The organism is Collinsella sp. AM28-11LB (genome assembly GCF_003469895.1).
Classification (GTDB): domain Bacteria; phylum Actinomycetota; class Coriobacteriia; order Coriobacteriales; family Coriobacteriaceae; genus Collinsella.
In genome coordinates, this window is sequence record NZ_QSKJ01000001.1 from 123,920 (window position 1) to 138,477 (window position 14,558).

General features: G+C 59.6%; 11 protein-coding genes. 6 read left to right on the top strand and 5 right to left on the bottom strand.

What is annotated here, in order from left to right; translation table 11 throughout:
- Positions 1 to 83: 83 nt before the first annotated feature.
- The 5 genes from argF to DW732_RS00570 all read left to right on the top strand — a co-directional run bounded on the left by argF (position 84) and on the right by DW732_RS00570 (position 6,700).
- The gene (gene argF / locus DW732_RS00550) at positions 84 to 1,100 is read left to right on the top strand and encodes an ornithine carbamoyltransferase (RefSeq protein ID WP_118098106.1); all 1,017 of its coding nucleotides are present in this window, start codon (positions 84 to 86) and stop codon (positions 1,098 to 1,100) included.
- 84 nt (positions 1,101 to 1,184) lie between these two features.
- Positions 1,185 to 2,702 (top strand): YfcC family protein, encoded by a 1,518-nt coding sequence (locus DW732_RS00555; protein WP_118098108.1) that lies wholly within the window; start codon positions 1,185 to 1,187, stop codon positions 2,700 to 2,702.
- Between the two features lie 103 nt (positions 2,703 to 2,805).
- Positions 2,806 to 3,663, top strand: a complete 858-nt coding sequence (locus tag DW732_RS00560) for a dimethylarginine dimethylaminohydrolase family protein (protein WP_118098110.1) — start codon at positions 2,806 to 2,808, stop codon at positions 3,661 to 3,663.
- Positions 3,664 to 3,782: 119 nt separating this feature from the next.
- Complete coding sequence (locus DW732_RS00565) at positions 3,783 to 4,790, top strand: NAD(P)-dependent oxidoreductase (protein WP_118098112.1); 1,008 nt, start codon at positions 3,783 to 3,785, stop codon at positions 4,788 to 4,790.
- Between the two features lie 431 nt (positions 4,791 to 5,221).
- On the top strand, positions 5,222 to 6,700 hold the full coding sequence (locus tag DW732_RS00570) for a YfcC family protein (protein WP_118098114.1): 1,479 nt from the start codon (positions 5,222 to 5,224) through the stop codon (positions 6,698 to 6,700).
- Positions 6,701 to 6,775: 75 nt separating this feature from the next.
- Here the strand turns inward: DW732_RS00570 and DW732_RS00575 are convergent, their stop codons facing one another.
- A complete protein-coding gene (locus DW732_RS00575) occupies positions 6,776 to 8,053 on the bottom strand; it encodes an amidohydrolase family protein (protein WP_118098116.1) in 1,278 nt (425 codons plus the stop codon).
- A 124-nt stretch (positions 8,054 to 8,177) separates the two neighbouring features.
- Positions 8,178 to 9,635, bottom strand: a complete 1,458-nt coding sequence (locus DW732_RS00580; protein ID WP_118098118.1) for an APC family permease — start codon at positions 9,633 to 9,635, stop codon at positions 8,178 to 8,180.
- Positions 9,636 to 9,990: 355 nt separating this feature from the next.
- Between DW732_RS00580 and DW732_RS10015 the strand changes: the two genes are divergently transcribed.
- Positions 9,991 to 10,992 carry a C39 family peptidase gene (locus DW732_RS10015; protein WP_233539309.1) on the top strand — a complete coding sequence of 334 codons (1,002 nt, stop codon included), beginning with the start codon at positions 9,991 to 9,993 and terminating at the stop codon, positions 10,990 to 10,992.
- A gap of 452 nt (positions 10,993 to 11,444) precedes the next feature.
- On the opposite strand, the gene DW732_RS00590 is transcribed toward DW732_RS10015, so the two are convergent.
- The 3 genes from DW732_RS00590 to DW732_RS00600 are packed head-to-tail and all read right to left on the bottom strand — an operon-like array spanning position 11,445 to position 14,553.
- A complete protein-coding gene (locus tag DW732_RS00590; protein WP_255413408.1) occupies positions 11,445 to 12,899 on the bottom strand; it encodes a family 1 glycosylhydrolase in 1,455 nt (484 codons plus the stop codon).
- Position 12,900: 1 nt separating this feature from the next.
- Complete coding sequence (locus tag DW732_RS00595; RefSeq protein WP_118098120.1) at positions 12,901 to 14,250, bottom strand: PTS sugar transporter subunit IIC; 1,350 nt, start codon at positions 14,248 to 14,250, stop codon at positions 12,901 to 12,903.
- Between the two features lie 9 nt (positions 14,251 to 14,259).
- Positions 14,260 to 14,553 carry a PTS sugar transporter subunit IIB gene (locus tag DW732_RS00600; RefSeq protein WP_117648560.1) on the bottom strand — a complete coding sequence of 98 codons (294 nt, stop codon included), beginning with the start codon at positions 14,551 to 14,553 and terminating at the stop codon, positions 14,260 to 14,262.
- Positions 14,554 to 14,558 lie beyond the last annotated feature (5 nt).

The following is a 14,558-nucleotide window of genomic DNA, read 5'->3' on the forward strand; positions in this document are numbered from 1 at the left end:
GAACGAAACACCTAACCTGTCTGGAGGGGCCCGCACGGGCGTCCGTCGGGGATAGGACAAAACCCGACGAAAGGGGACAAACTATGACTGATTCGGTTTTCCAGGGTCGCCACCTGCTCTCCACGAGGGACTACACCAAGGACGAGCTGATGTGGCTCATCGGCTTCGCCGAGCACCTCAAGGACCTCAAGAGGCGCAACGTCCCGCACCGCTACCTCGAGGGCAAGAACGTCGCACTCCTCTTCGAGAAGACCTCCACCCGCACCCGCGCCGCCTTCACCACCGCCTGCATCGACCTGGGCGCCCATCCCGAGTACCTGGGCAAGGGCGACATCCAGCTGGGCAAGAAGGAGACGGTCCTCGACACCGCCAAGGTGCTCGGCTCCATGTTCGACGCCATCGAGTTCCGCGGCTTCAAGCAAGACCACGTCGAGCAGCTCGCCGAGTATTCCGGCGTCCCCGTGTGGAACGGCCTCACCGACCGCGAGCACCCCACCCAGATGCTGGCCGACTTCATGACCATCAAGGAGCACTTCGGCAAGCTCGAGGGCCTCACGCTCGCCTACTGCGGCCAGGGTCGCAACAACGTCCAGAACTCCCTCATGATCACCTCCGCCATCCTGGGCGTGAACTACGTCAACGCCACGCCCAAGGAGCTCGAGCCCGACCCCGAGATCGTCGCCCTCGCGCAGAAGTTCGCCGCCGAGTCCGGCGCCACCATCCGCGTCACCAACGACCCCGTGGACGCCGTCCGCGGCGCCGACGCCGTCTACACCAACGTCTGGGCGGCCATGGGCGAGGAGTCCCAGTTCGCCGAGCGCGTCCGCCTGATGACCCCGTTCCAGGTCAACGCCGAGCTCGTCTCCCACATCGAGAACCCCGACTGGATCTTCCTGCACTGCCTCCCGGCCTTCCACAACGCCGAGACCGAGTATGCCGCCAAGATCAAGGAGGAGCACGGCATCGAGGCGATGGAGTGCACCGACGACGTAATCTACAGCGAGCACTCCCGCTGCTTCGAGGAGGCCGAGAACCGCATGCACACCATCAAGGCCATCATGGCCGCGACCCTCGGCAACCTCTACATCCCGCGCGTCTAGCACGGAGCACCGATTTTCCACGCGCCGCACGGTACCCCCCCCTCCGCGCGGCGCCCCTCCATCCGCCTCAAGAGAGGAAGCCCCATGGCTGAAGAAATTAAGGAAAAGCCGGCGAAGAAGAAATTCCAGATGCCGAACACGTACGTGATCCTGTTCGCCGTCATCGCCTTCATCGCCCTCCTGACCTGGTTCGTTCCCGGCGGAGCCTACGAGCTCTCCGAGGGCGGCGACGCCATCGCCGGCACCTACCACGTGGTCGAGAGCAACCCCCAGGGTCTCTGGGACATCTTCATGGCCCCCATCACCGGCATGCTCGGTGGTGGCACGGTCTCCGGCGCCATTTCCATCTCCCTCACCATCATGCTGTTCGGCAGCTTGCTCGAGATGATGGATCGCACCTGCGCGCTCAAGACGGCCATCAAGCGCATCACGATCGCCAACCAGAACAACATGCACGCGCTTATCGCCATCCTCGTTATCCTGATGGCATTCTTTGGCACACTCGAAGGCGCTTACGAGGAAGGCATCGTCTACTTCCTGATGTTCGTACCCGTCATCCTGGCCCTCGGCCTCGATACGGTCACCGCGATCATGATCGTCGTCCTCGGCACCCAGATCGGCTGCCTCTCCTCGATCATTAACCCGTTCTCCACGGGCATCGCATCAGGCATCGCCGGCATCTCCCCCGGCGAGGGCATGATCCCCCGCATCGCGATGTTCGTCATCTTCACCGGCCTTGTCATCCTTCTCATCTGCCGCTATGCAGACAAGATCAAGGCGCATCCCGAGAAGTCCGTCCAGTTCTTCCGCCGCGAGCAGGATCTCAAGGAGTTCCCCGCCGCCGACGACGAGGACCTCACCCTCACCGGCCGCCAGAAGGGCGCGCTCGTACTGTTCATGCTTACCTTCGCCTTTATGATCGTCGGCCTGACTCCCTGGACCTCCCTCAACCCCGAGTGGACGTTCTTCGAGGACTTCACCGCCTGGGTCGCCGCGACTCCGGTCCTGCGCAACATCCTGGGCACCGACATCACTGCCTTCGGAAACTGGTATTTCCCCGAGCTCTCGATGATCACGCTAATCATGGTCATCCTCATCGGCCTAGTTATGCACTATGACGCCGACACCATCATCGACACGATTCTAAAGGGCGCCTCCGGCCTGGTCTCCACCGCCTTCGTCGTGCCGCTGGCCCGCGGCATCCAGGTCGTCATGGACAACGGCCAGATCACCCCATCCATCCTCAACATGTGCGAGAACGCGCTTGCCTCCCTGCCGCCCTTCGCCTTCGTCGTCGTCGCCCTGGTCTGCTACTTCCTCATTGCCTGCCTGATCCCCAGCTCCACCGGCCTGGCCGCCGCCACCATGGGCATTATGGGCACGCTGTCCACCTTCGCCGGCGTCGACGTCTACATCATGGTCATCATCTACCTCATGGCGCTCGGCCTGGCCAAGATGATCACCCCGTGCTCCATCGTCGTCATGACGTGCACGGCCGCGGCGCACATGAGCTACGGCGACTGGGTCAAGAAAATCGCCCCCATCGTCGCCATCCTGTTCGCCGCCTGCTGCGCCTTCCTCTGCGTCCTCGTGATGCTCTAGGCGCCCCCCCGTGGGGATTCTCGCGCGGCGGGCAAGCCCCTCCGTTTTTCCCGCCGCGCGCTTTCCATCTAAGGTATGTAGGTCTTAAAGAAAGGAACCTGCCATGTCTGAAGAGAAAATCTACGTCTCCAACGCCACCAATCCGCTTAAAAAAGTCATGATGTGCTCGCCGAAGTACTACACCTTCAACGGCATCAATGTCATCACTTCCGAGTGGATGAAGAAGGGCGATACCGAACAGAACGACATCATGGTCAAGGAATGGCAGATGCTCGTTGACGCCTACAAGGATAACGGCATCGAGGTCGTCGAGGTCGAAGCCAACCCCAAGTATGAGGTCATGACCTTTGCCCGCGACTACGGCTGCATGATCAAGGAAGGCGCCGTCATGGGTCACTTCCGTCATCCGGTCCGCCAGATCGAGGCCCAATCCTATGAGGCAAAGCTTAAGGAGATGGGTGTCCCCATCGTCGCCCGCGTTAACGCGGGCTGCATGGAGGGTGGCGACTTCTGGATGATCGATGAGCACACGCTCGCCTGGGGCATGGTCGATCGTACCGATGAACAGGGAGTCGCCAGCCTCCGCCATCAGCTCGAGAAGTTTGGCTATACCGTCGTCGGCGTTCCCTGCCCGCCCGACAACCTGCACCTCGACATGATCTTTAACATCGTCGCTCCCCAGGTTGCCCTCGCCTGTATCGATCAGCTGCCCTACAACTTCCTGCAAATGCTCAAGCGCCGCGGCTTTGAACTCATCCCCGTCGCCAGCGAGGATATGTACAAGCACGGCTGCAACGTCCAGTGCATCGGCAACAACAAGGTCGTTGCCATCGAGAAGAACAAGCACATCAATGACAAGATGCGCGCTCTGGGCATCGAAGTCATCGACGTGCCGCTCGACCAGATTCTGCACGCCGGTGGCGGCCCGCACTGCCTGACCCAGCCAATCGAGCGTCCGTAGTCCGAACGTTTCGCCTGGACAGTATTGTCCGAGCCTCTCATGGGGCGCCGCTCTGCTGGATTCCGGCGCAGCGGCGCCCCTTTACATGCCAACCCCGTAACGGGAAAAGGAAGCCACCTATGAAGATCCTGATCAGTGATTATGCCGAGAGCATGATGCCCCAGCACGACCTTGAGACCGAAACCCTCAAGTCCCATCTTGGCGACGACATCGAGGTTGAGGTCTACGCGTACACCGATGAGGCACGCGAGGAGTTCTACGAGCATCTCGCCGATGCCGACGCCCTGCTCACTGCCTTCATCAAGGTGGACAAGGAAGCCTTTGAGCACGCCCCCAATCTCAAGGTTATCGCCATCAACGCCACCGGCTATGACAACGTGGACATGGACGAGGCAACCGCGCGCGGCGTCGGAATCTGCCCCGTCGGCGAGTATTGCACCTGGGATGTTTCCGAAAGTGCCATCGCCTACATGTATGCCCTCAACAAGAACTTTAAGTTTTACATCGGACAGATCGAGCAAGAGCACCGCTGGGACTACGCGGCGGCGCCCGAAGTCCCTCGCCTAGAAGACCAAACGCTCGGCATCTTTGGCTTTGGAAAAATCGGTAAGTGCACCGCTCGCAAAGCCAAGGGTCTCGTCAAGCGCATTGTATCCAATGATCCGTTTATCGATCAGGATCTCTTTGAGCAAAACGGTGTTGAACAGGCAGAAATCGATGAGGTATTGGCCGAGGCCGACATCATCATCAATCATATGAACCTCAACGAGACGAACTACCATTATTTCGATGCCGAGAAGTTCTCCAAGATGAAGAAAAAGCCGATCGTGATCAATCTGGGTCGTGGCCTCTGCATGGACGAGCCCGCTCTTATCGAGGCGCTCGACTCGGGCCAGATTCGCGCATTTGGCGCCGACGTTTTGTATGACGAGACGCCCGACTTGGCAAACCACCCGCTCGTCGGCCGTGACAACGTCATCATCACGCCGCACTCCGCATTCTATTCGTCTTCATCGTTGCGCGACCTCATGATCTTCCCGTGCAACAACATCGGACACTTCCTCAAGGGCGAAAAGGACCAGCTCTTTAAGCTAGTTAACGACGTTCCCGTCGAGAACGTGCTGTAGGAGCCTAAACGGCTTCCAAAACATGTGGCCCAACGGGATGAAGGCCTGTTCTTCATCCCGTTTTATTGCTCCCCCCCTCTCGCTAGAGCAACATGCAGTCACCACAAACCGAAACAGCAGGGGCCACAAGACCAACAGCAAAGAATTCTCTAGGGGATAGTTCTTTAAAATACCAGCATATATACAATAACGTATATCACATTGTACGTTCACCGATAGGTCGGCTCGTTTGCGGAATACATGCCGCCAAAGACGTTCTCACATACTACCCGAGTGATAATATCGATATGTGATGCACGTATTATTAAACGCATCGCTTCCCTGACATGAAGGGTGCAGCCTTCAAGTCGGCAACAGAGTCAAGACCTCACCACTTAATTTAGAGGCGCATCCCCCTCGCGGGGATGTGTTTCGTCGTGAAGGAGCTCGGTATGTTCGATAAGGCTGCCGGCTCTGGCGAGAAGCGCAAGCCACGCCAGATGCCATCATCTTTTACCATCCTCTTTGGCTGCCTGCTGCTCGTGGCCATCGTCTCGTGGGTCGTTTCGTCATTTAGCCCCGATGTGCAGGCCGCAACGCTTGGCAACTTTATGGCCTCCCCCTTCTTGGGCTTCGAGAGCGCCATGCAAGTCTGCGTGTTCATTCTTGTGCTCGGCGGTTTTTTGGGCGTCGTCCAAAAAACGGGCGCACTCGACACCGGTATCGCCGTGCTCGTCCGCAAACTGGGCGGCAATGACCTACTGCTCGTCCCCGTCCTCATGCTCGCTTTTGGCATCTGCGGATCCACGTACGGCATGCTCGAGGAATCTGTCCCCTTCTACCTGCTGCTGGCATCGGTCACGTTTGCCATGGGCTGGGATCCGCTCGTAGGATGCATGGTCGTCCTGATGGGCTGCGGCCTTGGCGTTTTGGGATCGACGGTCAACCCGTTTTCGACCGGACTCGCACTCGATGCCCTCAAGGCAGCCGGCATCCCCTATGACCAGGGGCTCATGATCGGCATCGGCCTGGCAATGTTCACCATCGCCGAGATTTCGGGCATCATTTTTGTCATGCGGTACGCCAAGCGCGTTCGCACTGACCGCACTTCCTCATCGCTTACCCCCGAGGAATGGAAGACCGCCGAGCGCCTCTACGGCGACAAGGATGGCGATTCCGCTGAAGACGCACACGTCGAGCTATCCAAGATTCAAAAGCGCGTCCTTGTTCTCTTCGCCCTCACGTTTGTCGTCATGATTATCGGCTTTATTCCGTGGCAGACATTCGGAGTTGGCTTATTTGATATCGGAGCCACGGGCGATGACCTCAGCACCGCATGGAGCGCGCTTTTGACCGGCTTGCCACTTGGCCAGTGGTACTTTACCGAATGCGGCATCTGGTTCTTCACGATGACGATTATCATCGGCAAGGTTGCCGGCATGCAGGAGAAAGAACTCGTTGATACCATCCTGCACGGATGCGCCGACCTGGTTTCCGTCGCGCTCGTCGTCGCCGTCGCCCGCGGCGTCTCCGTACTCATGTCCATCACCGGACTCGACGTGTGGATCCTCACCAACGCCGCCAACGCGCTCGCCGGCGTATCCGCCGCAGTGTTCGCGCCACTCTCGTACGCCCTGTACTTTGCGCTATCCTTCTTGATCCCCTCGAGCACCGGCATGGCAACCGTCTCCATGCCCATCATGGGACCGTTGGCAGCATCGTTGGGCTTTGCCCCCGAAGCCATGGTCGCAATCTACCTCGCCACACATGGCGTTGTAGCCATGATCACCCCCACATGCGGTTCCATCATGGCCGGTCTCGAACTTGCCCAGGTAAGCTACACGACCTACATCAAGACGGCCGCCAAATATATGGCCTTGCTTACCGTGATCACTGTTTCATTTGTCACCGTGCTGATGCTCATTTTGTAATCGGCAGGCACATCGCGAATCGTATCTTTAGAAAGGGGCTCACAGAGCCCCTTTCTCTTAGCTCAAAGATGAACTCTAGGCGTTGTATTTGTTACCCTCGCCGAAGGTGCCGGCCTCGACAATCCAGCCGTCCTTCATGATGACGTCCATGTTGTCGGTGTTGAGCACGTGGATGTCGGCGGCGACGTCACCATTGACGACCAGCAGGTCGGCGCACTTGCCGGCCTCGATGGAACCGGTCTCGTCCTCGATGTGGCACATCTTGGCACCGTTGAGGGTGGCACAGGTGATGGTCTCGACCGGGGTGAAGCCGATCTTGTCGACGAACTCGTACATCTCCTCAATGGAGCAGGTGCCGTACGGGGTGACGAAGGAGAAGGAGTCGGAGCCGATCGTCATGACGACGCCGCGCTTCTTGGCCTCGCGCAGGCAGTCGTAGTTGCGCTGCAGTTCCTTCTCGACCAGGGTGCCCTCGTACTTGTCGTGCAGCTCGGGGACGTAGACGGGCGGATAGGTGGCGTACCAAGTGGGCAGGAAGGCGATCGTCGGGGTGAAGAAGGTGCCCTGCTCGGCCATGAGGTCCATGGTGCGCTCATCGATATCGAAGCCGTGGATCAGCTGCTCGCAGCCAAAGCGGACGGAATCGTAGGCAGCGGCGTGGTTGTTGTAGCAGTGGCTCCACACGGGGATGCCGACCATCTTGGCCTCTTCGACCACGGCCTGAATCTCCTCGGAGCAGTAGTGCTGGTCGCGGCCGGAGTCCCAGCGCCAGATGCCGCCACCGGTAGCCCAGATCTTGATGGCATCGGGGTTCTCGCGCAGGCGACGGCGGACGGCCTTACGCAGATCCCAAGGACCGTCGACCTGATCGCCCCAGGGGTGCGATTCCTTGTTGAGCTCCTGGCTGCAGTGGTGGGAGTCGCCGTGGCCGGCAACGCGGCAGAAGCCAAGGCCGGTTGCCAGAACGCGCGGGCCCTTGAAGACGCCCTTGTCGATGCAGTCACGGATCTGGATACCAAAGCGGCCGATCTCGCAGACGGTGGTGAGACCGTGGATGAGGCAGTCGTAGGCCTGCTTGACGGCGACTGCCTGCTTCTCGAGGAGCGGCTGCATGACCCAGTCGGTGTCATCGTCGGTCAGGTTGCCCGAGAAGTGCAGGTGGGTGTCGATCAGGCCGGGAAGGACGGTCTTGCCGGCGGCGTCGATAACCTCAACGCCCTCGGGAAGGTCCTGCATGACACCGGCGTAATCGATCTTGCCATTGTCGTCGACGAGAACGAGGGAGTTCTCGACCGGCTCGGCACCGGTACCGTCGATGAGCTTGCCGCCAACGATTGCATACTTAGTGGACATGGTTCCTCCTTATGGATCCATATAGTGGGCGAGGCCGCGTTGGGTTAAGGCCTCACAAAACTACCCAAGTGGTGCCGGGTTCGGTGCGCGGGAGAGAGGGCCCCGCACACCCGATCCGTCCCGGCTAGGCGTTATTTTTGCGGGAATTGGTGAAGGCCATGAGGGCCAGGCCAACAGCCAGCCAGCCGATCACGATGCTCCACTCCACCATGTTGAGGGAGGCGGGAGAGAACGGGATCACGAGCAGGCCAATGATGGTGCCGCAGGCAACGATAGCGAGGCTGATGCCAAACTTGCCGCCGGGCGCCTCGTAGGGACGAGGCAGGTCGGGCTCGGTGAAGCGCATGCGCAGGCAAGCGAGGGCGACCATGCCGCAGGAGAAGATGAAGGCGAGAGCCGACACGTTGGTCAGAGGGATGAGCATGTTCTTGCCCAGGAACGGACCGACGACGGTGATGACGCCCAGAACGACGCAGGCGAGCTTGGGAGCGCCGGACTTGGGATCGACCTCGGCGAACTTCTCGGGCAGCTGGCCCTTGCGGCCCATGGCGAGCATGATGCGGCTCGTGGCGCCGTAGAAGGAGTTCATCGGGCCCATGGGTCCAAGCGTGGCGATGACGAGCATGGCCAGGTACAGGAGCATGTTGATGCCCTTGAGGCAGGCAAGCGCGGGAACCGGGCTCTTAACAAACTCATGCCAGTCGAGGATGGTGCCGAACGAGTAGATGCAGACCATGTAGAAGCCGCCGGCGGCCAGCAGAGCCAAGGAGATGATCTTGCCGAACTTGTTCCAGTTGAGGCCCTCGGCTGCTTCCTCAGCCTGCTGAGGAATGGTGTCGAAGCCGGCGTAGAAGAACGGGGTCAGAACCAGGACCGAAACGATGCCTGCGAACAGGCTGGTGCCCTCGGTAGCGGGCTTGCCGCCGCCAGCACCGGTGACCTGGGAGAACACGGGCATGGCGTTGTCCGGCGAGCCGGTGAACAGCGAGACGCCCATGGCGAGTAGCATGCCGCAGAGCAGGGCCTTGGTCAGGAAGGCCTGCAGCTTGGCGGCCGAGCTGGCACCGCGGAAGTTGAGGAAGATGACGTAGGTTGCAAAGCCGAGCGCGATCAGCGTCGGGAACAGGTAAACGTCGGCGCCCAGGATGGTGTAGAGCTTGACGGCGCGCAGCCACTCAAGGCCGGGCAGGCTGCCGAACATCTCGGACACGAGGGTCGAGATGGCGATGGCCTCCCACGGGCACAGGATGCCGTTGCCCAGGGCCAGGAGCCAGCCGGTGATGTAGCTCATCGTACGGCCAAAGCTACGATCGACATACTCGACGATGCCGCCCGAAATGGGGATAGCAGCCGTGAGCTCACCGAAAACAGCTCCGACGGGCACGAGGAAGATTGCGCCCAAGAGGAATGCAATCATAGCGGGAACGGGACCGCCGCCCACGACCATCCAGTCGCCGACCTGCAGAACCCAATCGGTACCGATGATGGCACCGAAACCGATGGTGAAGAAGTTCCAGAGCGAAAGCGTTTTCTTCATGCCGCCGTTGTCCTCGACTGCAACTTCTGCGTTCTTGTCCGCCATTGTTCCCCTCCTTTCCTTTTTGACGCCCCCTGGCGTCACCCCTTGCGCGGCCTGTTCGACCGCGCGCTTTTATTTCGTGGCTTTAAGATACGGCCTCGGCGCCACGCTGCCGCTTATGGCTCGACCGAAGGCAAAACTGCAAAACGAGCGGCGCCGTTTTTGGGACGAACGGCGGGAGACGCCATTCGTCCTGAACGCTTTCATCTTGTCTGCTTTTGGATACCTGTTGCCGTGACGCTTGGCGCGCGGCGCGGCAACGTTCATACCATTTGTCAGGCTTTTGGCGCACATACCCATGTGTCGTGCATCTTTTTATGTAGGATAGACAAGTTACACACGAGGCAAGGTGATTCGAATGGCATACGGATACAATGACGGCGACCAACGGCCACAAAGCGTGCGCCTTGCCGGCCGCACCACGCCAACGCCCAGAAGCACCTCCGACAACGGCAACCAGCAGCGCCCCCAAGAGCAGCCCGGGGCTTCTTCTCGGCAACAAAGCCGTACCGTGCAGCAGTCAGACCGCGTGAGTACGAGCACACGCCAACGCCAGACCGACACATCACAGCCGCGCCGCTACGATCGCCGTAAGACCGACTACTACGTTAAACGCTCCTTTTCGCGACCTCAACGCGATCGCGGCAATTCCGCCCCTCACCCCGCGTCGCATACCACAAGCCACGTGCTTCCGGCCCGCCGCCTACGCCTTGCGCTTTGCTCCATTGCCGCCTGCCTCGTCTTTGTGTTTTTGGGATCCTGTATCTCCCACGGATCAGCCGGTCTTGAGCCCACTGCCGAGGACAAGCTGCTTAAAGCTCCCGTCGCGCCCGGTTACTCCTTTGCGTTCTCGACCCCACGCTCGCAATGGCAGGCCGGTACCATGCCCCACATCTACCAAATTGACCCCGCATGGTCGGAGCTGTCCTATGCCGGTGGCACTATCCGCGAAAACGCTTGCGGTCCCACTTGCCTCGCCATGGTCTATATCTTTAAGACCGGCCACACCGATAAGACGCCGGTCGATATATGCGCGCTGGCCGAAGCCGGCAACTACGCCCCCACTGGTGCCACCGAGTGGTCGTTTATGACAGGCGGTGCGTGGCAGCTGGGACTCAACGGAACACAGCTCTATAACGATCGTGAATCGATTACCCAAGCACTTCGCTCGGGTGCGCCCGTTATCGCCGCAGTGCACCCCGGTACGTTTACCAACGTAGGCCACTACATCGTGCTCTACGGCATCGACGATGCCAACCAGATTGGCGTCTACGACCCCAACTCGGCCAGCCGCAGCGCCCGTCGCTGGGGCGTCGTAGAAGTCCTCAACGAAGTCGAAGCCATGTGGGCCTACTACTAGTCAGTGAGCACTCATTGGGGACAGACTTAAACGAGTGGTCGTTGGGGACAGTCTTACGGACGCCGGCCGAGAACAGACGAAAAGGGCCATCCCGAACTGCTTGGAACTACCGGCACGGAAAGCGCATCCTGCTTTGGGGCCCAATAGCGGGATGCGCTTTCCGTTAGCGGCCCGTTTGGGAAACTAGGGACCGCTTTTCGACAAAAATCTGGGATGCATTTTCCGATTGAGGGCCTCAAGGGAAACCGCACCCCATGTTGGACGCTCATTCTGGGATGTGCTTTCCGCAGTTGATCGATGCGGCCTTTAAGGACTGTCCCAAGCTGCCGGCAGGAAAGGAACGTCCCCAAGTGCCGGGTTTCCGCAGTCTGCAATGCTCCTCATGAACAGCCGCCTCAATAGCAAAAGCCCCGCGGCCGAAGCGGACCGCGGGGGCAACAGACCTGCAAGAGTTAACTCAAGTCCTCGCCATTTGATGCAATGACCTTTTGGTACCAGCAGAAGCTGTCCTTTCGGTAGCGATCGAACGTGCCTTTGCCCGTATCATCGGCATCGACATAAACAAAGCCATAGCGCTTCTTCATCTGCCCCGTCGAGGCCGACACCAAATCGATACAGCCCCACGGCGTGTATCCCATCAGGTCAACACCGTCCTCGACAATTGCATCGCGCAGCGCAAGAATATGCCTGCGCAGGTAATCAATATGATACGCATCGTGGACTTTGCCGTCTTCCAGCGCATCGAGTCCGCCCACACCGTTCTCGGCGATAAAGAGCGGAAGATGGTAACGATCGTGGTAGCCGGCAAGCGTCACGCGCAAACCCAGCGCATCGATCTGCCACTTCCAGGCAGTCTCTTTATCCTTGAGGTACGGATTGCGCAGCGTCGGGAACACGTTGCCCTCCGCCTTCTCGGCGATCACCTGATCATCGGCGCACACCAAGCGCGAGCAATAGTACGAGAACGAGATGAAGTCGACCGTATGCTCTGCCAGATACTCCGTATCGCCCGGCCCAAAGGGCACGTGAACACCCTCTTTCTCGAGCGCACGCAGCTTCCAAGCAGGATAGGCGCCCGCAGCCATCACGTCTGTGTAGAAGTAGCGGCCGCGGTCCTCCTCATACGCAAGCCATACGTCCTCGGGCGCACAACGGTACGGATAGGTCGCACCGGCAGCGATCATGCAACCCACCTTGTTTGCGGGATCGATCTTGTGCAGAATCTCGACAGCGCGAGCGCTCGCCATAAACATATGGTGCGAGAACGCCGCGGTCACGGCTGCACGGTCACGCTCATCCTCGAGCGTGACACCCGCGTTGAGATAGGACAGCGCCACGCTGTTGATCTCGTTGAACGTAAGCCAATAACGCACGAGGCCCTGGTACGCGCGTCCGACGGTCTCGACGTAGTGCGCATACCGCTCGATCATCTCTCGGCTTTGCCAGCCACCATAGCGCTCGACCAGAGCCAACGGATAGTCGTAGTGCGACAGCGTCACAAGCGGCTCGATTCCATGCTCGCGAAGCGCCTCGAATACCTGACGGTAAAACTCCAAGCCCTCGCCGTTGGGCTCGGCCTCCATCCCTGTGGGAAAAATACGGCTCCAGCAAATTGAAAGACGCAGGCACTTAAAGCCCATCTCGGCAAAGAGCTCGACGTCCTCGTGCCAATGATGGAAGAAGTCGTTGCCCCAGCGGCATGGATACAGCCTGTCCGGATCGTCCACGGGCTTTTGCCTGCCAAACATTACATCCCAGCGGTCGGAACCCTGTGGGATCAGGTCGGAGTGCGACATGCCGCGGCCGCCCTCGTTCCAGCCCCCTTCGGCCTGGTTGGCGGCGAGGGCACCACCCCACAAAAAGCCCTCGGGCATACCGGCGGCAGACGTTCTGTCAAAGTAACTCATGCTACTCAGTATCCTCGGCAGAAGCTGCCACGGCGTTCTCCTGCTCCTGAGCCAGGAGCAGGTTGTCGTACACCTTAAAGAACGGGTACCAGACCACAGCCATGACCACGATCAAAACGATCGTAAACACCCAGATGCGCGGGTCGAGGCACTGGATAAAGCCCTGAACGAAGATGGGGAACGTGCCGCTCACCAAGATGTAGAAGTTAGAGACAAGACCCAGTGAGACCGCACCCCAATACAGCAGGGCCGAGATCATGCCGCCTAGCACAAACGGAATCATGAGGATCGGGTTGAAGATGATGGGCGCGCCGAAGATCGCGGGCTCGGAGATACGGAAGAAGCTCGGCACGATCGATGCCTTGCCAAATGCCTTGAGCTGCTGCGACTTTGCCCTAAACGCGCAGAGCGCCACAAAAGAGAACGTATTACCCGTGCCGCCGATGAGGTTGATGACCATCGACATGAGCACCGGGTGGAACTCAAGCGGCTGCCCGGCAGCATAGAGCGAGGCGTTGGCGGCAAAGGCGGCAAGCGTGACCGGGGCGGTGATGGGCATTACGATCATGTTGCCGTGGACGCCAAAGCACCAAAACAGCAGCGTCATGAAGCAGATAAGCAGTGCGCCGGGCACAGAGTCAACTGCGACGGAAAGCGGGGCAGCGAGCAGCTTCTCGATAACCGAGGGGATGGACAGCGCGGGATCGATCATCTGGATCAGCAGGTTGCCGCCAAAGAAGATGAGGATGTTGGCGAGCATAGGTACGATGGCGCCAAAGGTTTCGGACAAAAACGGCGGCACGCCATCGGGCATCTTGATGGTGATGCCCTTGGTCTGGCAGAAGCGCGTGACCTCGACGGAGACCAAGGCAACGATGATGGCGGTAAACAGGCCCTGCGCACCCAGATAGGTGCAGGGGACCGCCTGGAGCACGGACTCGTCAGCAAGCTGGTAGTAGGACGACGGCGCCGCGGCGATCAGGAACATCACCAGCGAGGTCATACCGGCGTTAAGCTTGGGCATCTTGTAGGTGCCCGCCAGGTTATAGGCGATTGCGAACGTCACGATCACCGACAGTATGCCCATCGTCATGTTGAAGGGGATGAGCAGCGTGAGCTTATTGGCCGTGGCAAAATCGAGCCAAGGGCCAAAGACGGACCAGAACCCGCCCTGCGCCACCAGGTCGGCCGTGACCGGCGGGTTGGCGAGGACCATAAAGACGGCAGATACCAAGATGAAGCTGATCGCGCTCATAAAGCCCTTTTGCATGGAGGCAAAGTGGCGCTCGGTGCCGCAGAAATTGGCGATAGGGGTCAGTTTTTCCTGAAGCAGGGTCATGAACTTCTCCATGGTCGTCTCCTAACCCAACAGCGACTGGGCGAGTGCCAGCACGTTGGCGGCGTTGCCCATGCCGTAGTCCTGTGCGGGGATGACCGCGGTCGGCTTACCGCTCCCCTGCTTGACGGTGTTGAGCTGGTAGGACACCTGCGGCCCCAAGAGCAGCACGTCATAATTGGCGCACGTCTCCTGATACTCGCCGATACCCACCGCATCGATATCGAGCTCGATGCCGTTTTGCTCCGCATATTTCTCGAGTTTCTTCATCAGAATGCTTGTAGACAGACCAGCTGCGCAAACAAGAAGGATCTTCATAAGGG